Origin of the sequence: Klebsiella sp. K-Nf6 (assembly GCF_002806655.1) — a bacterium.
In the GTDB taxonomy this organism is placed as follows: domain Bacteria; phylum Pseudomonadota; class Gammaproteobacteria; order Enterobacterales; family Enterobacteriaceae; genus Klebsiella; species Klebsiella variicola.
In genome coordinates this window covers 76,885-97,203 of record NZ_PIBN01000001.1, presented here as the reverse complement: position 1 = coordinate 97,203, position 20,319 = coordinate 76,885, and the positions used below count along the sequence as shown (strand labels likewise).

General features: G+C 52.8%; 20 protein-coding genes. 10 read left to right on the top strand and 10 right to left on the bottom strand.

Annotation, left to right across the window (positions count from 1 at the left end; genetic code table 11):
• Positions 1 to 11 precede the first annotated feature (11 nt).
• The 5 genes from alsE (at position 12) to CWM61_RS00470 (ending at position 3,594) form a co-directional block, all read left to right on the top strand.
• Positions 12 to 692, top strand: a complete 681-nt coding sequence (gene alsE, locus CWM61_RS00490) for a D-allulose 6-phosphate 3-epimerase (protein WP_074385833.1) — start codon at positions 12 to 14, stop codon at positions 690 to 692.
• 108 nt (positions 693 to 800) lie between these two features.
• Entirely contained in the window at positions 801 to 1,271 is a 471-nt protein-coding gene (locus tag CWM61_RS00485) for a PTS sugar transporter subunit IIA (protein ID WP_100630466.1), read from the top strand.
• Positions 1,272 to 1,327: 56 nt separating this feature from the next.
• On the top strand, positions 1,328 to 1,639 hold the full coding sequence (locus CWM61_RS00480) for a PTS fructose transporter subunit IIB (protein WP_004179922.1): 312 nt from the start codon (positions 1,328 to 1,330) through the stop codon (positions 1,637 to 1,639).
• Between the two features lie 42 nt (positions 1,640 to 1,681).
• Positions 1,682 to 2,788: a PTS fructose transporter subunit IIC gene (locus tag CWM61_RS00475; RefSeq protein ID WP_100630464.1), complete on the top strand. Its 1,107-nt coding sequence runs from the start codon at positions 1,682 to 1,684 to the stop codon at positions 2,786 to 2,788.
• Between the two features lie 185 nt (positions 2,789 to 2,973).
• Positions 2,974 to 3,594, top strand: a complete 621-nt coding sequence (locus tag CWM61_RS00470) for a LysE family translocator (RefSeq protein ID WP_100630462.1) — start codon at positions 2,974 to 2,976, stop codon at positions 3,592 to 3,594.
• Positions 3,595 to 3,651: 57 nt separating this feature from the next.
• Here CWM61_RS00470 and CWM61_RS00465 read toward each other — a convergent pair whose 3' ends face one another.
• On the bottom strand, positions 3,652 to 4,860 hold the full coding sequence (locus CWM61_RS00465) for an MFS transporter (RefSeq protein ID WP_100630460.1): 1,209 nt from the start codon (positions 4,858 to 4,860) through the stop codon (positions 3,652 to 3,654).
• A gap of 103 nt (positions 4,861 to 4,963) precedes the next feature.
• Between CWM61_RS00465 and CWM61_RS00460 the strand changes: the two genes are divergently transcribed.
• Positions 4,964 to 5,866, top strand: a complete 903-nt coding sequence (locus CWM61_RS00460) for a LysR family transcriptional regulator (protein ID WP_100630458.1) — start codon at positions 4,964 to 4,966, stop codon at positions 5,864 to 5,866.
• A gap of 41 nt (positions 5,867 to 5,907) precedes the next feature.
• On the opposite strand, the gene CWM61_RS00455 is transcribed toward CWM61_RS00460, so the two are convergent.
• Entirely contained in the window at positions 5,908 to 6,795 is an 888-nt protein-coding gene (locus tag CWM61_RS00455) for a LysR family transcriptional regulator (RefSeq protein WP_100630456.1), read from the bottom strand.
• A 159-nt stretch (positions 6,796 to 6,954) separates the two neighbouring features.
• Between CWM61_RS00455 and ahlK the strand changes: the two genes are divergently transcribed.
• The 3 genes from ahlK to CWM61_RS00440 all read left to right on the top strand — a co-directional run bounded on the left by ahlK (position 6,955) and on the right by CWM61_RS00440 (position 11,261).
• Positions 6,955 to 7,749 (top strand): N-acyl homoserine lactonase AhlK, encoded by a 795-nt coding sequence (gene ahlK / locus CWM61_RS00450; protein WP_165784127.1) that lies wholly within the window; start codon positions 6,955 to 6,957, stop codon positions 7,747 to 7,749.
• A gap of 210 nt (positions 7,750 to 7,959) precedes the next feature.
• The gene (locus CWM61_RS00445; protein WP_100630452.1) at positions 7,960 to 9,513 is read left to right on the top strand and encodes a DUF2272 domain-containing protein; all 1,554 of its coding nucleotides are present in this window, start codon (positions 7,960 to 7,962) and stop codon (positions 9,511 to 9,513) included.
• A 17-nt stretch (positions 9,514 to 9,530) separates the two neighbouring features.
• Positions 9,531 to 11,261, top strand: coding sequence for a patatin-like phospholipase family protein (locus CWM61_RS00440; protein ID WP_100630450.1), 1,731 nt, complete (start codon positions 9,531 to 9,533; stop codon positions 11,259 to 11,261).
• A 176-nt stretch (positions 11,262 to 11,437) separates the two neighbouring features.
• Here the strand turns inward: CWM61_RS00440 and CWM61_RS00435 are convergent, their stop codons facing one another.
• The 7 genes from CWM61_RS00435 to CWM61_RS00405 form a co-directional block, all read right to left on the bottom strand.
• A complete protein-coding gene (locus CWM61_RS00435) occupies positions 11,438 to 11,866 on the bottom strand; it encodes a cell envelope integrity protein TolA (RefSeq protein WP_074385839.1) in 429 nt (142 codons plus the stop codon).
• A gap of 112 nt (positions 11,867 to 11,978) precedes the next feature.
• Positions 11,979 to 13,121, bottom strand: a complete 1,143-nt coding sequence (locus CWM61_RS00430; RefSeq protein ID WP_074385840.1) for a M20 family metallopeptidase — start codon at positions 13,119 to 13,121, stop codon at positions 11,979 to 11,981.
• Positions 13,121 to 13,876: a glutamine amidotransferase gene (locus CWM61_RS00425; RefSeq protein WP_008804865.1), complete on the bottom strand. Its 756-nt coding sequence runs from the start codon at positions 13,874 to 13,876 to the stop codon at positions 13,121 to 13,123. The genes CWM61_RS00430 and CWM61_RS00425 overlap by 1 nt, the downstream gene beginning before the upstream one ends.
• A gap of 14 nt (positions 13,877 to 13,890) precedes the next feature.
• Positions 13,891 to 14,970, bottom strand: a complete 1,080-nt coding sequence (locus CWM61_RS00420; protein WP_100630448.1) for a phosphotriesterase — start codon at positions 14,968 to 14,970, stop codon at positions 13,891 to 13,893.
• Positions 14,971 to 14,973: 3 nt separating this feature from the next.
• Positions 14,974 to 15,975 (bottom strand): ABC transporter permease, encoded by a 1,002-nt coding sequence (locus CWM61_RS00415; protein WP_016161045.1) that lies wholly within the window; start codon positions 15,973 to 15,975, stop codon positions 14,974 to 14,976.
• An 18-nt stretch (positions 15,976 to 15,993) separates the two neighbouring features.
• Positions 15,994 to 16,740 carry an ATP-binding cassette domain-containing protein gene (locus CWM61_RS00410; protein ID WP_165784150.1) on the bottom strand — a complete coding sequence of 249 codons (747 nt, stop codon included), beginning with the start codon at positions 16,738 to 16,740 and terminating at the stop codon, positions 15,994 to 15,996.
• 380 nt (positions 16,741 to 17,120) lie between these two features.
• A complete protein-coding gene (locus CWM61_RS00405; RefSeq protein WP_004190069.1) occupies positions 17,121 to 18,143 on the bottom strand; it encodes a LacI family DNA-binding transcriptional regulator in 1,023 nt (340 codons plus the stop codon).
• Positions 18,144 to 18,488: 345 nt separating this feature from the next.
• Between CWM61_RS00405 and CWM61_RS00400 the strand changes: the two genes are divergently transcribed.
• Positions 18,489 to 19,442, top strand: coding sequence for a substrate-binding domain-containing protein (locus CWM61_RS00400; RefSeq protein WP_100630446.1), 954 nt, complete (start codon positions 18,489 to 18,491; stop codon positions 19,440 to 19,442).
• Position 19,443: 1 nt separating this feature from the next.
• Here the strand turns inward: CWM61_RS00400 and CWM61_RS00395 are convergent, their stop codons facing one another.
• Positions 19,444 to 20,316, bottom strand: coding sequence for a PfkB family carbohydrate kinase (locus tag CWM61_RS00395; protein WP_100630444.1), 873 nt, complete (start codon positions 20,314 to 20,316; stop codon positions 19,444 to 19,446).
• Between the last annotated feature and the right edge of the window lie 3 nt (positions 20,317 to 20,319).

Here is a 20,319-nt window from a genome sequence, read left to right as displayed (position 1 = left end):
GGAGGTGGCTTATGAGCGCGAAATTTTCACCCTCACTGATGTGCATGGATTTAACGCTGTTCAAAGAACAGATCACGGCAATGAATAAAAGAGCGGATTTTTATCATGTCGATATAATGGATGGTAATTACGTCCGCAATATCACGCTGTCTCCCTTTTTTATTGAGAACCTGAAAAAAATCACTACCGTTCCCATCGATGTTCATCTGATGGTGAATCATCCGGAAGATATCATTCCCATGTGTCTCGAGTCCGGCGCCGATATCATCAGCTTTCATCCCGAGACGGCGAATAACAAAATATTCCGCCTGCTGAATCAGATCAAGGATGCGGGCAAACAATGCGGGGTGGTGTTGAACCCGGCGACACCGGCTGAAAGTATTGCTGAATATGCGCACCTGTTGGATAAAGTCACGGTCATGTCAGTTGATCCGGGCTATGCCGGACAAAAGTTTATTCCTGAGTCGCTGAACAAGATACGAAAGCTCATCAGTATGCGCAAAAACAATGGCTATCACTATCTGACGGAAATTGATGGCTCCTGCAATGCAAAAACGTTTGGCCAGATTGCCGAATCCGGCGTGGATGTCTTTATCGTAGGGACATCGGGTCTGTTTTCTCTCCATGAGGATGTCAGCCAGGCATGGGACAGAATGATCGAGATTTTCCAGCGTGAAACCGTCGCTGCCTAATTAATTTTTTTACGAACCACAGCATATAAAAAAATTAAAAGACCTGCATCACGCCAGCGATGCCTGGTCTGTTATTCAACGACCACTCTATATGAATGCGGGTGAATTATGGATATTTCGACAGTGCTTAATGTTAAAAACATCAAGTTAAATATGACCGCCAGAACGAAAGAAGAGGTGATAGAAGAACTCACCGATTTACTGGTACAGGATGGTGCGGTGACTAATAAGGAGGACTTTATTCGTGATGTCTGGTTACGTGAGGAGCAAGGCTCTACCGGTTTTGAAAATCATATTGCGATCCCGCATGGCAAATCTTCCGGTGTTTCCCGTACCGCATTAGCTATCGGACGCACGCAACATACTATTCCCTGGGAGACCATGGATGGCAGCGATGTTCGCTGTATTATTTTATTTGCGGTTTGCCTGGTGGATCAAAATGCCACTCATATTCGCCTGTTAGCGCAAGTGTCCGGGTCACTGGCCGACGAAGACATTATCGCTAAATTACTGGCTGAATCTGATCCACATAAAATCATTGCGCTTTTCAATTCTGAAACTGAAAGCACCGATGCGTAATATGTAGTTGTTAACATTCTTTTATATCTTATTAAATGAATTAACGGAGAATCGTGATGAATATTGTCGGAGTTACCGCCTGTACGGTGGGGATTGCACACACCTATATTGCTCAAAAGAAAATTGAAACAGCCGCCAAAAAAGCCGGTCATAACGTTAAAATCGAGACCCAAGGGACCATCGGCATTGAGAATCAGTTAACCGCTGATGAGATTGCCATGGCAGATATTGTTCTGCTTGCCGCGGATGTTAAAGTGACGGGAGAAGAACGGTTTGCGGGTAAGAAAGTGGTCAAAGTCGCCACGGAAACGGCAGTGAAATCCCCCAATAAGCTGATTGAAAAACTCAGTGAAATAGTCAATTCATAATTTTATTTCGGCCTGCTGATTCTATACTTAAGGGCGTAATTTATGTCTCTAAAACAAATATGGCAAGCAGCAAATCCTAAAGGACATCTGCTGACCGCTATCTCATTTCTGATCCCCATTGTCTGTGGTGCTGGGTTTATTATTGCCATCGGTATGGGGCTTGGTGGAACGGTGCAGGACACGTTAACGCTGGGGCAATTTGATTTATGGCAGGCGATGGCCACTCTGGGCGCTAAGGCGCTTGGGCTGTTGCCGGTAGTCATTGCGGTGGGGATTTCCGGCTCGATTGCTGGCAAGCCGGGCATCGCACCAGGATTTGTTGTCGGGCTGGCGGCGAACACCATCAGCGCAGGCTTTATCGGCGGGATGATCGGTGGCTACATTGCCGGCTATATCGCGCTGGCGATCATTAAAAACGTCAAGGTGCCTGACTGGGCTCGCGGTTTGATGCCAACGTTGATCGTGCCCTTTTTTGCCTCCATTATCAGCTGCCTGATTATGGTCTATATCATTGGTACGCCTATCGGTATCTTTACGGAAGCGCTGACATCTTTCCTGAGAAGTATGGGCACGTCATCAAATCTTGTGTTGGGAGCAGTGATAGGCGCTCTGTGTATTGTTGACTTTGGCGGCCCGCTTAATAAGACATGCTTTGCCTTCGTTCTCACGCTGCAGGCGCAGGGAATAAATGAGCCGATTACCGCGCTTCAGTTAGTTAACACCGCAACGCCTATTGGTTTCGGCCTGGCTTTCTTCATTGCTAAGCTTCTGCGTAAGAACATCTATAACAGTGAAGAAGTGGAAACCTTAAAATCGGCGGTTCCAATGGGGATTGTTAATATCGTTGAAGGCTCTATCCCGATCGTCATGAACGATATCGTCCGCGGTATCGCCGCCGCGGCCATCGGTGGCGCGTGCGGTGGCGCAGTCACCATGGTGTATGGTGCAGATGCCACGGTGCCTTTTGGTGGGGTACTGATGATCCCCACCATGTCACACCCGATGGCTGGCATTATGGCCCTGCTGGTGAATATTGTTGTTACCGCCACGGTTTATGCTGTCATCAAAAAAGATATTCCGCGTGATGTGCTGGTTACTCATGATCACGAAGAAGAGGATATCGACCTTGATGATATTAAAGTGAGCTAACTTACCCCTGTATTATTTTATCAATGGCGTTGAGCTAGTCCTGCAAATCAGCCCATAACCGAGGGGTCCTTAGTTATGGGCTGAGTTGCGTCAGGTAGACGCCTGGGTAAAAGTGGAGCAGGGTGAACATTGTTGTTGCAAAAATGTGAACGCTTCAGTAGCCTTATCTCTTTCGGAGACAGGAAATGCTCGTCACTGATTCACTTCTTGCTTACACCCTCGCTGCTACACTGCTTACCCTGACGCCAGGTCTTGATACTGCTCTTATTCTCCGCACGGCGACCGCTGAAGGTGGACGCAAAGCCTTGCATGCCGCGTTAGGCATTGATCTTGGATGCTTTATCTGGGGTGCGCTGGTGGCCTTTGGTTTAGGTGCGCTACTGGCGGTTTCTGAGTTGGCTTATACCTTATTGAAATGGTGCGGAGCAGGATACCTTTGTTGGCTGGGCATCCAGTTGCTCCTGCGCCCACGCCAGCAATTTAACACCCACCCGGCCGAATCCAATTCCACAAGTAACTGGTTCCTGCGTGGGATGTTGGGGAATGCGCTTAATCCCAAAATGGGTGTCTTCTACGTTTCGTTTTTGCCCCAGTTTATCCCCGCCGGGCATTCACCCATCAGCTGGACCTTTCTCCTGGTCACCATCCATGTATTGATTGGGACGCTGTGGTCATTAACGCTGATTTCTGCCACTCGCTATGCCGCCGGCATCCTCAAAAAACCAGCTGTGGTGAAATGGATGGATCGGACAACCGGCTGCCTGTTTCTGGTATTTGCCGCGAAGCTGGCCATGAGCCGCCGATAGTCAAGCAGGGGCGTATGCCCCTGTTTTTGTCTTAAAAAATGAGCAACCCGTGGAGTACTACTCAGTGCTGTAACGATCGGGCTCGAACGTACGCTTAGCCAGTTTCTTTTGCAAAATGATGACAATAATTGGGGTTCCTGATGCGGTAATTGCACATACCGCCAACAGCGTGTCCATATTTTGTAGCGCCATGCGATGGTCAGGTAACAAAAAAGCAGACAGGAAAAATGCGGCAGTTGTCATCAGATACATCATGGATGTCTGTAATGAAGAGAATCCCGCTCGTTGGTTGTTATCAGGAAACTGAATCGTCACCGCCGACGATGACACCAGACGACTGTAAGCTGCGCCGAGAAATAACGTAATAAATAGCGCCGGATGCGGATAGCCCATGAGGGGTATCAGTAGGCTCAGGATAAAAACGAGGGTCGACCCGGTCGCCACACTCAAAGCAGAAAAACGAGAGGTTAATGCGCCTGTCATTCTGGTAGACAGATACCCTGCCAGCCCCCCGCCGAAGAACAACCAGGGCAGCAGACCTTGAGAAGCCCCCAACAGCTGCGTCATTAATGGCGCCAGAACAGGAATGATCAGCATTGGGCTAAACTGTACCAGCGCATTACCGGAAGCAAACAGTAAAGTATCTACATCGAGGGGCAGCGCGTGGGATGTGTCGAAAGTGACGGGATCCTGAGGGATGATGGAGACGATCAGTGGCAATGCCAACCAACACAGTGTGCAGATTAACCACAACGCGACATGCCAACCGTAATGAGTACACAAAAATAACACAGCGGGCATCCCCACAATGCTGACCATCGAAAATGACGCAATCACCGTCGCCAACATTTTTCCGCGCAAGTCAGCCGGTGTGTGGTTTATCAAAATAGTGATCCCCACAGCCATTGTCGTACCGCCAACCAGTCCTGCTAAGAAGCGCAATGTAAGAAGAAGAGGAAAACTGGTGGTCAATGTCGTCAACAGTGTCGCCATGGCTAGCAGTACCATATTAGCGATTAAAAAACGTTTCTTATTGCAACGATCAATCCAGTAAAAGGCGATAATTCCCGACAGGACGGCCCCAGATGTGTACATACCGGATACATAGCCTGAGAAGGTGACGGGAACAGCGAAATCTGCAGCCATAAATGTAAAAACAGGGCTGAACATCATATATTCCAGCGCATTAGTAAACTGGACAAAAGCGATTACCATTGCAATCCGAATGAGCGTCTTTTGATTAAATGTTGTGGTGACCAGTGGCATAGCAAGCGACCTGTGGATGAAAGATATCCTAGCTTAACTGCTATCAAACTTGTCGATTAGATGGTAAAAATGGCACTCATTATTATCATATGTGGGATAGTTGATGCGGTCAGTTCTTGACTTTAATGCGCTGAAAATCTTCATTGCTGTGGTGGAAAGAGACAGTTTTGTGGGGGCAGCGAAAGCCCTGGAAATGCCGACATCAAATGTGAGCCGTTGCATTTCTCAGTTAGAAGACAAACTGAATCTTCAGCTCATTGAACGCAGTACCCGACATATGAAACTCACACAGGCGGGGCATCTACTCTATACCCGGGCGAAGCCATTACTGGAAGCACTTGAGCAAACTGAAACCGAATTAACGTTGCGACAAATGCAATTCAAGGGGCCATTACGTATCTGTATTCCCAATGAAATCGGTCCTGCACTGCTGGGCTCTGTTGTTGCTGATTTCGCCTGTCAGCATCCGGATCTGGAGATAAGTTGCGTCACAAATTTGTCGGGTTATGAATCCCTGCGAGATGACCTGGATTTAGCTATCATTGTTAGCCGTGGTCAGATGGATGACAGTGACTACATCGCCCGTCATCTGGTGACGATCCCTTGCACCATCGTTGCGGCCCCCTCCGTCATCCAGCGTTATGGCACGCCTTCTCGTATACAGCAATTTGAAGAATTACCCTGTATTACAACGGTGAATGCGCTTAAAGGCGCTCCCTGGCAGTTTGTGAATAAAAAGGGCGGATTCGAGACGATTAAGGTTAACGGTCGTTATCGGGTCAACAGCGGAGAGATGGCAGGGCGAGCGGCCATCTCAGGTGTCGGTTTTGCCATCCTGTCGAAACAAGCCTGCCAGTCCTATATTGATGATGGGAGGTTAATCGAGATTGAATTTGAACAATCGGCAGCCCCCTTGCAATTGTTCGCCCTGTATTCAGATCGGCGTTACTTGCCGGCAAAAACAAGAGCGCTTATTGATTTCATGCATCAGAGATTGAATCGTTAACAAGAGACCATCATCAGCGCGCCAGGGAGGCGCTGTCCCGTTCAGCCGGCCGGCTCAAGCAACAAACCTTTGAGATACCCCTCCAGCAGAGGGGCACAAATTCGCGTTTCATACGACATCATCCCAGCCGGTGGATGGAGCAACCAGGCACTAAATGGCGGGATCGGATAGTGGCTTAAGAGGGGGATGAGCGCGCCGTCTTCCATTTCTTTTCTGCAAACCGGACTTTGCAAAACACCAATGGCATGTCCCGCTAATAACCAGGAGAGGACACTGCGCCAGTGCGTGGACTGAAATTGAATATTGACGGGAACATTAATGAGTTGATCTTCGAAAGCGATCAATTGAATGCGATTACTGGCGAATACACCGGAAACAGCCGCAAATGGATAATCTGTCAGCGCTTCCGGCGAGTCAGGATGGCCCATTTTTGCCAGCAGAGCCGGAGAGGCCAGTAACACTCTACGCACGGCGCCAAGCGGACGTGCGACAAAAAAGCCTTCGGAGATATTACCTAACCTCAGTGATAAATCGACCCCCTCGGTGACGGGATCGATGACGCGGTCGTTAAAAATGACATCGACCTGCAGCTCCGGATGCTCGTTCTGAAGCTGCAACAATGCAGGCATCAGCAGGCTTTCTCCGGCGGAATAGGGCGCGGCAATACGGATTTTGCCTTGCAGCCCCTGATTTTCCTCATTCACAGAAAGAGCATGCTCTGCTGCCTGAATGGCCGTTTTGCTTCGCTCATAAAACACGTTACCGCTGTGTGTTAGAGACATGTTACGCGTGTTGCGCCTAAGCAAACGTGTCCCAAGATGAGCTTCCAGTTTTTCTATTCTTTCACTCACGGCGGGCTGGCCAATGCCGAGATCGCGGGCTGCAGCCGACATGCTGCCCCGTTCAACCACCCTGATAAATATGCGCATTGCTGAGAAGAGATCCATTCACCAATTATATTGGCTTTACCGATAAATGTAAGTGGGGGCAGGCATCTACTGCTTTCCTGCGAAATGATGAAAAATCCAGACTCAAGGCTGAGTCAGGCTAAATTTCAATCTATTTAATTGATTTATTGTTGGAAAATAATCATGTCAGAGATCAAGCTTTTTATGTTCCAGTCAGGAACACAGCATTGTCGATATCAGCATATCCGGATGAATCAGGGCGTGGGAGAGCATTATGAGATCCCTGTCCCCTGGTTTCTGCTGACCCATCCGGATGGTTTTGCCCTGATTGACGGCGGTCTGGCTGTCGAAGGATTGAAAGATCCCAGCGGTTATTGGGGAAGTGCTGTAGAGCAGTTTAAACCGGTGATGTCAGAAGAACAGGCTTGCGTAGAACAACTTAAGAGGATTGGCATTGCCCCTGAGGATATCCGCTATGTGGTCCTGTCCCATTTGCACTCGGATCATACGGGAGCGATTGGTCGCTTCCCCCATGCTACGCATGTTGTTCAGAGGCAAGAGTATGAATATGCCTTTGCCCCTGACTGGTTTACGTCAGGAGCCTATTGCCGACGCGATTTCGATCGTCCCCAACTTAACTGGCTATTTCTGAACGGGTTGTCTGATGATCACTATGACCTTTACGGTGATGGCACGTTACAATGTATTTTCACCCCAGGGCATTCACCGGGCCATCAATCTTTTCTTATCCGCTTACCGGGTGGTACAAATTTTACGCTAGCGATTGATGCGGCTTATACCTTAGATCATTACCATGAGAAGGCGCTCCCGGGACTAATGACGTCAGCTACTGATGTCGCTCAGTCAGTGCGCAAGTTGCGTCAGCTAACCGAGCGATATCATGCGGTATTCATACCCGGCCATGATCCTGAAGAATGGAAAAAAAACAGGCTTGCTCCAGCCTGTTACTATTGAATCATTCCTCGCTGATCGTCAAAAAACGTCTGTTTGCCATCGCTCCAGGCATTTATATTATAAATACCGGCCCGGAGCCTCTTCGGGTTATTGGGTGAAGTTTTAATTATTGACTATGCTATTCCAGATATTCAGCTGATGCTTTTTGCATCACTTCCTTCCGATACGTAGCTTTTTAATAGCAGACTTATTAATTTGCATGGGTGGTCTATGTCATATAAAGATGATTTTGGACAAGCCAGCGGCTGGTCCGCCGTAGATGTGAACGTTCGCCTGTCGGCAAAGCAGGCCGTATTTATTGAATATCTGAAGAAAAATACGGTCTCGACCGTTATTCGCTACTATGCCTCTGACAGCACCAATGAAAAAACACTGACTAAAGAGGAAGCTCAATTCCTTTCCGCTCAGGGGCTTTCCCTGCTTCCCATCTTTCAGGATCACGGCAACGACATTTCCCGCTTTTCAGCTGCTGCAGGGCAGATCCATGCGAAAAGCGCGCTGAAATTTGCAGCGGCGATAGGCCAGCCCGCGAATCTGGGCAGCACAATTCTCTTTTCGGTTGATATGGATTGTAGCGTCAGGGAAATTGACGGGCCGATCCTCGACTACTTTCAAGCAGTGCAGCAGACCATAGGTACGGCCTTTGCGATTGGTGCCTATGGTAGCGGGGCTGTGCTGTCCAAGCTTTTGGAAGAAAAACTGATATCCATCCCGTGGCTGTCGATGTCTCGCGCCTTTCTGGGCACCCAGGCATTCTTTTATAGCAACAAATGGGCGCTGCTTCAGGTACCGCCAGAGCAAAAACATGCGGCGAGCAAGGTAGGCTATGACCGCAATATTCTTCGTCTGAGCCCGTCGCAGCTGGGCGCATTCACCCTGGATGAGAAGGGAAAAGGCAGTGTAGTGGGTAATGGCGCGCTGACGCTGATCCCATCGCTTGCCGTACTAAATCCGTTTTCTGTTGCCACGTCGTCCACAAACCGCATTGTCGCGACCGATGGACTGCACCTGCGAAATAAGCCCAATGGCACCATCCTTCGCGAACTGACCCTGGGTGAGGCGCTGCAGGATAAAGGTGAAAGTACGGTCTCGGGCTGGCGGGATGTTGTGATCGGCAGCGACAAAGGCGTGGTCTTCGGTAAATATCTGCGCGAACCGGCGAGTACTCAGGTGGAAGTGCTGATCCAGGCCGCCATTGTAGAATGGCGGCGCTTTGATAAAGGTAAAGGCGATGAAAAGCAGGCGCCTTTCTACCGTTATGTTCGTGAAATGTGGGCGGCGATTGGGCAACCCTATGACGGGCGCAGCCGAGATGCTAATGGTGAAGATGTGCCGTGGTCTGCAGCTTTTATTTCCTGGGTCGTACATCAGGCCGGAAAAAAATATGAAAACTTTATGTTTTCCTCCAGTCATTCTGTCTTCGTCAATAACGCCATTAAGGCCAGATATACTCAGCAGGCAAATAAACCATTCTGGGGATATGCCATTAACGAACAAAAACCCGCGTTAGGCGATATTATTCAACGTAATCGGCAGGGTAATAAATTCACCTTCTATTACGCTGAGAATCATGCCAGTTATAACAGCCACTCCGATATCGTCGTTGAAGCCCGCGACAGCGTGGTGCGCGTGATGGGCGGAAATGTGGGCAATACCGTCTCTTTCGGCGTCAGCCTGCAGGAATATGAGCTTGACAGCAACGGTTTTATTAAAGATGGCCAGGGTGTTATTGCGCTCCTAAAGAACCGGGCGGATAAAATCTAATACGGGGATACAATGCAATGTTGAGAGATGATGATAGATATTACATTCCGGATAACAATCCTCAGGACGGTACAGTTCCTTATCAGATTGAGGAACCGCAACCGGAAAACAACGTGTTTGAAATTGCTCTGGTGATGGCCGGGGCAATTTCTGCGGGTAACCATACAGCCGGAGCTCTCGATTTTTTGTTTGAGACGCTGGATGCATGGGAAAAAGAGAAGGCTAAAGGAAATAAAAATGTGCCTCATCATAAAGTGCGCATTCGGGTTATTGCCGGTGCATCAGCAGGGAGTATGAATGCGGCAATTGCCGCAGGAGCGCTACAATATGATTTCCCTCACCTTCGACCGGGTATGGATCCGGCTTCACTGAACAATCCGTTTTACACCGGTTGGGTCAAAGATATTGATATTTCTAAGCTGTTGACCACCGATGATATTGAACAGAGTGGTGTGGTAACTTCGTTGCTTAATTGCAATGTATTGCAGGCCATCGCTAACAAAGCTCTGAATTACGCTTCAGTACCTATCGATCGTCCCTACCTGCATGATCGAGTTCGTTTTATCTTCACTCAAACCAGCTTACAAGGAAGCCCCTACTATTTTTCGATCAAGGGGAATGCTGATGCAGGCCAGTCGATGGTTCTGCACAGAACCTGGGCCAGTTTTTCGGTAAACTATAAAGGGCAGACTATCTTTAAACGCAGACCGGACGATATTCCTCTTGATCCTTCATATATCAAAAGGACTCAGGTGGCCAGTTGGGTTGAATTAGGCAATGCCGCTCTTGCTTCCGGGGCGTTTCCGTTAGCGTTAGCTCCGCGGTTGGAAAAACGCGATCCAAATGCGCTGAACTACCGTTTTGTGATAACCACCGCCCCCGGAGAGCCAAATATTAAAGTTCGACAGTTGAAGCCACACTGGCCTTCGCCTTTGCCAGTCACTATTAATGAGTACATCGCTGATGGTGGCATCCTTGACAACGAACCGATGGAGCTTGCCAGAAAGGAAATGGCGGGGCTTGCCTGTAGCAATCCACGTGACGGGAGAAAGGCCAACAGGGCGACAATCCTGATGGATCCTTTTCCGAAAACAGCGATCTCCGACAGGGAGGTCAGGTCCGAACCACTCACGCTGGTTAGCAGCGTCAAAGGTATCTTCATGACCGCCTATCAGCAACTCAGGTTTAATCCCGACGACCTGGCGCTGGCGATGGATGATGAGGTTTACAGCCGTTTCCTGATTTCTCCGGTTCGTTCGGTGGATTCTAACAATCCTGTATCAACTGAAAACGCGATGGCCAGCGGCTCGTTGGGTGGGTTTGGCGGTTTTCTAAGTGAAGAATATCGCCACCACGATTACATGCTAGGGAGGCGGAATTGTCAGCAGTTTTTGCGGGAACATTTCTCACTTAAGTCGGAGAATCCTTTGTTTGTTGCAGGCGATACTCATACCCCAACAGGTAAAGGTGAGTATCCGATCATTCCGCTAGTCGAGGCCGTTCAGCAGGAAGAACCTTTGCCTGCGTGGCCGACGATATCAATAGATATTGACCAACTGATGGAGAAGGCGGATAAACGTCTCAGGGTTGCCTTGAGTGCGTCCATAAGGACGGTAAAATTCTCGGGTTTTTTAGCATGGTTTCTAGCATTGCCTTTTATCAGAAATAAGCTTCTCGCGATGCTTATCAACTCTCTAAAAACTCGCATTCAGGATGATTTGAAGAAGAACCACTTACCCTGGCATTAATCTCAGCTCTGGAGTAAATAGCCGTAGATTTAACAAACACCTCAGAGCGATTTATGGTCTGATCTCACCCGGCAGGCGATGCTAAGAGAGCAACGCTACTATTTCGGCGGCTATGTGGCGTTCTGAAAATGGCCCAGGGGCCAAATGGCCGCTGCGAGAATATGCTAAGACACGTCTCAGGGCTTCACGTCCAGCACGACATGACTGAATGTTTGATAGGTTTTTTCGTCCGGCGCGGGCGGGATGTTGGCTTTTTTCAGCGCAGACATCACCTGCGTGCAGAATGGCCGATCGCCGTTCTCGACCGTTGGATCCTGCACCGTCCCGTCACGCTGCAGCATAAAGCGCACCGAGCATTTTTGCCCTTGCCAGGAGGCCGGCTGGTCTATGTTAGCGAAGATAGCCGCCTGGATCCGCGCCAGATAGCGTGAGGCATTGGCCTGGGGTGAAGTATCGGAACCCGTTTGATAATCGCGAAGCATCTTATCCACTTCTGCCGATATTTTAGCGTCTTCGGCGCTGCCCGGCGCAGAAGCACGACCCGAGCAGGCGGAAAGGAGTAAAGAGAGGGTGCAAACGAGCACAGCGTTGGTTTTCACGGACATGCTAAGCCTCCTTGCTGGTGGTGATACCGTCGTGTACGAGGCGGTTATCCTCTGTTATTCCGCGATATTATTCAAACGCTGAATTGCATGGCACGCGCTTTCAGTGACAGTGTCACTCATTTTTTACTTTCGTCGCGGGCGGTGATGCCATCCAGTCGCGAATGATGTCACCGTATAGCTGTTCTGCCTCCGCCAGTCGGCTGAGCAGGCAGTATTCGTCGGTTTGATGCGCCATCGACGGCTCGCCGGGGCCGAGAATAATACAGGGCGGATCGCCCAATGCAGGCAGCAGCAGCGAGGCGTCGGTAAAGTAGGGCACCACGCGCGGCGCAATCGGCTCAGCGTGCAGCGGCTGACAGCGTTGGTAAACCTGCTTAATCCACGCGTGATCCTCCCGGCTGAGGACGGCGGGCAGGTCGACCAGCGTGGAGACGGTGACGCTTTCGCCAAGCAGCGTCGTCAAGCGCTCCCGGATAGTGGCGTGCTGTAAATTGGGCGCGCTGCGGATATCGACATCAAAACGCGTGCGGTCCGGTACGGAATTAATATTGAGTCCGCCTTCTATGCGTCCGACGTTGAGGGTGGGTTGCTTCATTAGCGGATGCGGCGCGCCTGGCGAAAAATGCTGAATCTTACCCAACGCATCCGCCGCAAGATAGATAGCATTGATCCCCAGCTCCGGCATCGCGCCGTGGGCGGTTTTCCCCCGCGTTTCGCAGCGTAGCCAGAGCGCGCCTTTATGGCCGATAACCGGATAGTTGGCGGTGGGCTCACCGACGATCAGCGCGCCCACCTCCGGCAACGTTGCGGAGGCGATCAGCGCCCGCGCGCCGTCGCAACCGGTCTCTTCTCCGCCGGTTATCAACAATACCGCGCCGCGTCCGGCGAGGATCGCTTCCCGCTGATGAACGCAGGCGACGGCAAACGCCGCTATCGCCGCTTTCATATCGCTGGATCCGCGGCCATAAAGACGCCCGTCTTCCATCTGCGAGCCAAAAGGATCGTACTGCCAGCGGGCATTTCCCAGCGGGACGGTATCCAGATGGCCGGTAAAGGCCAGCGGTTTACCGCGCTTCGCCCCGGGAAGGCTGGCGATAAGATTGCAGCGTCCCTCGCCGAACGACGACAGCGAAACCTCAAAACCGCTATCGTCAAGCCAGTCGGCGAAGAACCGCATGCAGTCGACTTCACTGCCCGGCGGGTTAATGGTGTTAAAGCCCAGCAGCTGCCGGGCGAGCTCAAGGGTCGTGGTCATCAGCGGCGTTCCGTCAGCCAGTCGAGGCAGTTAATCCACAGCTGGCGATAGCCGGGCCATTTGGCAAACTCTTCCGGCAGCCAGTGCGCTGACATATCGCTGGTCCACACCAGCGAGCGACCCTGCTGATATTCGCGAACAGCCAGCAGCGGATGACCGGTGCCGGCCACGGTCGCCAGCAGTTTGCCTTCCGGGTGCATTTCAACTTCGTTATAGCCCAGCAGCCACGGCCATTCGCCCGGAATATCGTTAAACAGGGGGTGAGACTCCGTCACTTCGGCATAGCAGCCTTCCGGGGTTTCAATGCGATCGTCCCAGGCCAGGCAGCGTACCGGCAACACTTTCTCCACCGCGGTATGGCGGTAGCGCGCGCCACCGTTGATTCCCTGGAAGCTGTAATAGCCGCCGATCATCATCAGCGCCCCCCCGCCAGCCACGTAATCATGCAGGAGCGTTAAACGGTTGGCGGTTCGGCGGCTCTTCAGCCAGGTGTCCGGATGCAGCAGCAGCGTATTGGCGCCAATGTCCGAGAGAATAATCGCATCCCACTCCTGCAGCGCTTCCAGCGTCAGCGGAAAGTCGGTCGCCGCCGCGTGGGCGGGCATATAGGTAATGGCATAGGGACTGTCGGCGAGCGCGGCCAGAAAGTCCGTTGCGCCGGTGTGCCAGGTGGCGGTGGCAAACTGGTCGAAGCCTTTAACGTGCGTTGACGTGCTGGTCCAGGACTCACCGACCAGTAAGATTTTTTTCTGCATGATGACGTTTCCTTTTATCCGCCAAAGACCCGCTGGGGGTTTCCAATCATTAAGGTTTCAAGTTGTTCGCCGCTGACGCCGTGGCGCCGCAGACGCGGAACAAAATGCTTGAGTATGTAGCCGTAACCGTGGCCGCCGTAGCGGGTGAGCATGGTTTTCAGGAAGACGTCCTGCGACAGCAGAATTTGCTGGATATAGCCGTCGTCAATCAGCTCGCGGATCGCACGGGCATTCTCCTCGTCGGAGGGCGACTGCGCCGATTCGTCGGCGTAGTAATAGCTCATGCCGATCATGTCGTACTCAAGAAACGCCCCGCGCTGCGCCAGTTCGCGCTGGTAGCACTTATCGGCAAAGCTGGGATTCATATGGCACAGCACGGTATGGCGCAAATCGGCGCCTTCCTGCTCGAGAATATCCAGCACCCGATGGCCCAGCCGCTCCCAGCCAGGCAGATGGACCTCGATCGGCACGCCGGTCGCGGCGCTGGCCCGACCCGCAGCGCGCAGGGATTTCTCCTCATCCGGCGTAAAGCGGCTGGAGATACCGATTTCGCCGATAAGTCCGGCGAGCACCTCCGGTTTCTCCTCCGCGCCGCCAAGATCGTAAATCAGCCGTTCAGTCAGTTGTTCGACGCTGCTGATTTTTACCCACTCGGGGTGCGAAGGTTCCAGATAGAGCCCGGTCCCCATAATGATGTTTAGACCGGTCAGACGCGCGATGCGCGCCAGCGCTTTCGGATCGCGGCCAATGCCGATATTGGTCGGGTCGACCACCGTTTCTCCGCCAAGGGCGCGATATTTAGTCAGCTCGTCAATCGCAACGTCAACATCAAACAGCTGACAGTTATCGCGGCTCATCAGCGGGTTGAGCGACAGTTCGCCAAGGTTTTCCATTTTCACCGGCATTTCGGCAAGATGGCGATCGCTACAGCAGCAGGGCGGCACCCATTTGCCGGAGGCATCCAGCAGAATATGCTCATGCATCAGGGTAACGCCCATTTCGTTAATCGGCAGCGGGCCAAGCACAGTCATCACGTAACCGCTGCTGACGCCGACCGGCAGCGGGGAGGGATGGCGAAAAATTGATCCTTTCATCAGCTATCCTTTTGCCGCGGAGCGCGTCGGGTTGAGAATGCGGGTGTTCAGCCAGATAGCCAGCAGGATAATGGTGCCGGTGGCTATCTGGGTGTAAAACGGCGAAATATGCGACAGGATCAGCCCGTTCTGAATGACCGCAATCGACAGTGCGCCCAGCAGCGTGCCAATAATAGTCCCGAAGCCGCCAAACAGACTGGTGCTGCCTAGCACAACGGCAGCAATGACCTGCAGTTCAAAGCCTTCGCCCTGGTTGGAGGAGCCGCTGCCGAGGCGTGCGGTAATGATCATCCCCGCCAGCGCGGCGGCCATTCCGCTGATGATATAGACCTTCATGGTCACCGCTTTGGTGTTAATACCGCTGCGTCGAGCGCCTTCGGCGTTGGCGCCGATAGCGGTCACGTAACGGCCAAAGCGCATATGGTTGAGAACGATATGCCCGATCACCAGAATCATCATGCCGATCAGCGCGGGCATAGGGATACCAACTACCCACGCGCGTCCGATAAAGGTAAACAGGCTGTCAGCCGGCACCGGAATCGAGTAGCCCTGGGTGACCAGCAGCGCGATACCGCGAACCACGGCCAGGGTGGCGAGCGTGACGATAAACGCCGGAATGCCTTCATAGGCAATAAAGAAGCCGTTGATGGCGCCAACGAATCCGCCGAGCAGCAGGCCGCCGAGGAGTACCACCGGCCACGGCAGCCCCCAGTTATTCAGGGCGATAGCGGAGAGTGCGCCGACCAGCGCCAGGGTGGAGCCCACCGACAGATCGATACCGCCGGTGGTAATGACCAGGGTCATTGCCGTCGCGACGATCAGCAGCGGGGCGCTCTGACGGATAATGTTGAGCCAGTTGGTGCCGGTGAGAAAGTTGCTGGTGATCAGCGAAAACACCACGCAGCAGAAGACGAAAAAGAGCGCGATGCTGACCACGCCTGAGTGGTTATGCAGCAGGCGGCGCGGCAGCGAATGCTGGATCATGCGTGAGCTGCTTAAGTTCATGATACTCATCCTGTTACCTCAATGTGCTGCCGCAGAGCGGGCGGTGAATTTTTCGCCCACAATCAGGTTAACGATATCGCTCAGGCTGGTGTCGGACACCCGTCTGTCGGCGACGTTGGTACCTTCATACATCACCATGATCCGGTCACAGACCAGGAACAGGTCCTGCAGGCGGTGGGTAATCAGAATCACGCTCACCCCGCGAGCGGAAACGCGGCGAATGAGCTCCAGAACCGCTTCAACTTCCGCGACGGCCAGTGCGGCGGTGGGTTCATCCATAATCAGTACTTTCGGGTCAAAGGCCGCGGCGCGGGCGATGGCAATAGCCTGGCGCTGGCCGCCGGAGAGATTTCGCACCAGCAGGCGAGTATCCGGAATGGAGATCCCGAGCCCTTTAAGCATCTCCCTGGCATCGGCGTGCATTTTGGCCTCGTCGAGAAAGGGGATGCCGAGGAGCGATTTCATCGGCTCACGGCCCATAAACAGATTGCCTGCGACGTCTACCGTGTCGCAGAGCGACAGATCCTGGTAGACCATCTCGATATGGCAACGGCGCGAATCGGCCGGATTCGTAAACTGCTGCTGTTCACCGTCGATACGAATCGTGCCGCTGGAGGGGATCACCGCGCCAGAGAGCACTTTGGTCAGGGTGGATTTCCCCGCGCCGTTATCGCCCACTAAGCCCAGCACTTCGCCCGGGGCCAGCTCAAGGTTGACTCCGCGCAATGAGCGTATCGACCCGTAGGTCTTGGTGATATTGATCATCTCCACCCTTGGCGGGGTAGTTTGTGGCTGCTGCATCTGATAACTCCCATCGCTGTGGCCGGGAAAATGTTCGCCATCCTGCGGGAGGGACTCTACCCGACACGGTTTACAATCTAGTAAACCGGTTTACCTGCGGAATAGAGCACTCGCCAGGGCAGTCAGGACAAACGCTATGTAAGATATTTGTTCGCCAGTAAGAACGTTGCAGCATCCGTGCCAGGGCAGGAACCACACAGCAGCCCTGTAACTTAACCTTATGTATTCAATACACTTAATTGAATACAATCCGGTAAACCGGTTTACTGATTATAGTGAATAAATTGTTAATTGATCGTTTTTTGCGCCAAAAGCGGGCGCTTTTGCGCCATTTTGGGACGGGCTTAACAGATCTTGATCGAGTCGCGGCCAATCCATTCAACCGGCAGGCGGGTTTCCGCGGGAATATCCGGATCGTCGTTCAGCAGGCGCATCATGATGTTCACCGCGGTGCGGCCCAGTTCGCGGGCGGGCTGACGGATAGTGGAGATCCGCGGCTGGGTAAAATCGGCATAATTGGCGTCATCGAAGCCGACTAACGAAAGCGCTTCCGGCGCCTGGAGCCCGCTGGCGCGCAAGCCGTCGAGCAGACCGAGCACCAGATAGTCGCTGGCGGCGAAGACGGCGGTAGGGCGAACCGGTTGGCTGAACAGGTACCGCAGCGCCTGCTGGCCAAACTCGCGCTGGTAGTCGCCATACATCACCCATTCGGGCGGCCAGCTCAGGCCCGCTTGCTCCATCGCGGTGCAAAAGCCCTGATAGCGCTCGCGGACGCTCATCAGCTTGTCAGGGCCACCGACGAAAGCGATATGGCGATGCCCGGCGGCGATCAGTTTTTCAGTGGCGATCCGCCCGCCCTGGACGTTATCGGCAAACACTTTCGGTACCTTACTGCCGGGAATATCTTCATCCAGCAGGACAATGCGTTCGTGTCGCTGGACCTCCTTGCGCAGCAGGCCGTTATCGGGGCGGTTGGTGGTGAACAGCAGACCGTCGACCTGGCAGGTATCCAGCCAGCGGATGAACTGGCACTCTTTTTCCGGGTTGTTGCGGGTGATACACAGCACCAGGCTGTAGCCGCTGGCAGAAGCGGCCTCTTCGGCAGCGTCGGCCAGTTCGGCAAAGAAGGGGTTGGTAATATCGGGAAGCACCAGGCCAAGCGTTTCGCTGCCGCCTTTGCTAAGACGGCGTGCCAGGCTATTGCCGCGATAGTCCAGTTCGCGAATGGCGGTTTCGATGCGGTCGATGGTGTCCTGCGGCAGCACAATACTGTTGTTCATATAGCGCGACAGAGTCGCCTTCGACAGCCCGGCCAGCTTTGCCACATCGGATAACAATACGCGTTTTATACTCATTTCCTGCGCCATTTCTGCCAGAATCGGCTATCTGTAACATAGTTAAGCGCGGTGGATACAGCAATTTCTCTGCGCGCAATCACCAAAAATAAATGCTTGACAAATTTTAATCAGCAGAGAATTGTATAGGCAGTTTACCGCATCATCCGGGAAGTCATTCCCAACCCCGTTTAAGTTATTCCAGTCGCGCACCGACACGGACCGGTTGCCGGGATGACATTAAGCAGGTATCCGCCGAACGTTCAGTGATTGTTCTGGCGATATAGACGATATTTGCCCGCCAAAAAAATAATCCTTCTGCGTTCGCATGCGGCGCGGAACTCTGCTGGCTATCAACTATTCCCGACGAGGATACTGATGATGTTATTTCACACCGGAAAACTGCGTTTACTTGCTGTCGCCACGACCTTGCTGGCATCAATGAGTTTTATTTCTGCCGCCAGCGCTGCCGGTCCGACTTATGCGCTGGTACAAATCAACCAACAGGCGCTGTTCTTTAATCTGATGAATAAAGGCGCACAGGATGCGGCCAAAGCCAGTGGCAAGGATTTAGTTATTTTTAACTCTAACGATAATCCCGTGGCGCAAAACGACGCGATAGAAAACTATATTCAGCAAGGCGTTAAAGGCATTCTGGTTGCTGCTATCGACGTTAACGGGATCATGCCAGCGGTTAAAGAAGCCGCCGCCGCAAACATTCCGGTGATTGCGATTGATGCCGTATTACCGGCCGGGCCACAGGCAGCTCAGGTCGGCGTTGATAATATTGAAGGCGGCAGAATTATTGGTCATTACTTCGTGGACTACGTGCAGAAAGAGATGGGCGGCCAGGCGCGACTGGGTATTGTCGGTGCGCTGAATTCGGCCATTCAGAACCAGCGGCAGAAAGGGTTCGAAGAGACGCTGAAAAGCAATCCGAAGATTACTATCGCTAACGTGGTCGACGGGCAGAACGTGCAGGATAAAGCGATGACCGCGGCGGAAAACCTGATCACCGGTAACCCGGATCTGACAGCGATTTATGCCACCGGCGAACCCGCGCTGCTCGGCGCTATCGCCGCCGTAGAAAACCAGGGGCGGCAGAAAGATATTAAAGTCTTTGGCTGGGATCTGACGGCGAAGGCGATTTCCGGTATTGACGGCGGCTACGTCACCGCCGTACTGCAGCAGGACCCGGAAAAGATGGGCGCCGAAGCCCTGAATGCGCTGAACAGCATCACGTCGGGTAAAACCGTGCCGAAAACCATTCTGGTTCCGGCGACGGTGGTGACCAAAGCGAACGTCGATTCATACCGTCCGCTGTTTAAGTAGGTCAGCGCGCGCCGTCCGTGGTTAACAGGGCGGCGAGCTCACGGCTGCCGGGAAACGCGCTGAGCGTCCCCCGGCGGCTAACGGTAATGGCGGCAGCGCGACTGGCGTGCGCCAGCGCCAGCGCATCCGGCGCGACGCCGCGCAGCAGGGCAGAGGCCAGCATGACGGCGAGGAACGTGTCGCCCGCGCCGGTAGTGTCAAGCGCCTCGGCGGGCACGGCGGGACAAAACTGACGCAGGCCCTCCTGGACCAGCCAGGCGCCTGCGGCGCCCTGGGTAATCACTAAGGTTTTCACCCCGTATGGCTGGAGCAGCTCGGCCTCGGATTCATTGACCACCGCGATGTCGATGAGCGGCCACAGATGGCAAAAGTCAGGATTGACAGGTGAGGGGTTGAATACCGTCGTCATGCCGCGGCTTCTGGCGTACTGGAACAGCGCCCGCGTTTTATCGAGCGAGAAATTGCCCTGCTGTAGCAGAATATCGCCAGCGACGGCATCCGCCATATGCGGAATAATTTCATCCAGGCTGAATGTATCGGCAGCCGCCGTAGTGGTAATGATGGCGTTGTCGCCATCAGCGCTATTTAAAATAATCGAGGTATCGCTATGTTGATTGAAATGGCCGTCGGGGAGTAGCGTCAGTGGTTCATTTTTTATCTGTCGGCGGATCCACGCGCCGTTGCTGTCATTTCCCGTGGCGGCAATTAAACGCGTTTCTATTCCGCAGCGGGATAATATAATCGCCTGGTTCGCGCCTTTACCGCCGATATCCTGCGAGACTTTAACGCCGTGAATGGAAGCCCCTTTTTTCGGTATATCCGGAATGGACCAGGTTTCATCTACGGTAATATTACCAGTAACGTAAACACGCATAGT

Bases quoted from the DNA above. Each gene is read 5' to 3' on its own strand.
- alsE (WP_074385833.1), top strand. From the start codon at position 12: ATGAGCGCGAAATTTTCACCCTCACTGATGTGCATGGATTTAACGCTG.
- CWM61_RS00485 (WP_100630466.1), top strand. From the start codon at position 801: ATGGATATTTCGACAGTGCTTAATGTTAAAAACATCAAGTTAAATATG.
- CWM61_RS00480 (WP_004179922.1), top strand. From the start codon at position 1,328: ATGAATATTGTCGGAGTTACCGCCTGTACGGTGGGGATTGCACACACC.
- CWM61_RS00475 (WP_100630464.1), top strand. From the start codon at position 1,682: ATGTCTCTAAAACAAATATGGCAAGCAGCAAATCCTAAAGGACATCTG.
- CWM61_RS00470 (WP_100630462.1), top strand. From the start codon at position 2,974: ATGCTCGTCACTGATTCACTTCTTGCTTACACCCTCGCTGCTACACTG.
- CWM61_RS00465 (WP_100630460.1), bottom strand. From the start codon at position 4,860: ATGCCACTGGTCACCACAACATTTAATCAAAAGACGCTCATTCGGATT.
- CWM61_RS00460 (WP_100630458.1), top strand. From the start codon at position 4,964: ATGCGGTCAGTTCTTGACTTTAATGCGCTGAAAATCTTCATTGCTGTG.
- CWM61_RS00455 (WP_100630456.1), bottom strand. From the start codon at position 6,795: ATGCGCATATTTATCAGGGTGGTTGAACGGGGCAGCATGTCGGCTGCA.
- CWM61_RS00445 (WP_100630452.1), top strand. From the start codon at position 7,960: ATGTCATATAAAGATGATTTTGGACAAGCCAGCGGCTGGTCCGCCGTA.
- CWM61_RS00440 (WP_100630450.1), top strand. From the start codon at position 9,531: ATGTTGAGAGATGATGATAGATATTACATTCCGGATAACAATCCTCAG.
- CWM61_RS00435 (WP_074385839.1), bottom strand. From the start codon at position 11,866: ATGTCCGTGAAAACCAACGCTGTGCTCGTTTGCACCCTCTCTTTACTC.
- CWM61_RS00430 (WP_074385840.1), bottom strand. From the start codon at position 13,121: ATGACCACGACCCTTGAGCTCGCCCGGCAGCTGCTGGGCTTTAACACC.
- CWM61_RS00425 (WP_008804865.1), bottom strand. From the start codon at position 13,876: ATGCAGAAAAAAATCTTACTGGTCGGTGAGTCCTGGACCAGCACGTCA.
- CWM61_RS00420 (WP_100630448.1), bottom strand. From the start codon at position 14,970: ATGAAAGGATCAATTTTTCGCCATCCCTCCCCGCTGCCGGTCGGCGTC.
- CWM61_RS00415 (WP_016161045.1), bottom strand. From the start codon at position 15,975: ATGAACTTAAGCAGCTCACGCATGATCCAGCATTCGCTGCCGCGCCGC.
- CWM61_RS00410 (WP_165784150.1), bottom strand. From the start codon at position 16,740: ATGATCAATATCACCAAGACCTACGGGTCGATACGCTCATTGCGCGGA.
- CWM61_RS00405 (WP_004190069.1), bottom strand. From the start codon at position 18,143: ATGGCGCAGGAAATGAGTATAAAACGCGTATTGTTATCCGATGTGGCA.
- CWM61_RS00400 (WP_100630446.1), top strand. From the start codon at position 18,489: ATGATGTTATTTCACACCGGAAAACTGCGTTTACTTGCTGTCGCCACG.
- CWM61_RS00395 (WP_100630444.1), bottom strand. From the start codon at position 20,316: ATGCGTGTTTACGTTACTGGTAATATTACCGTAGATGAAACCTGGTCC.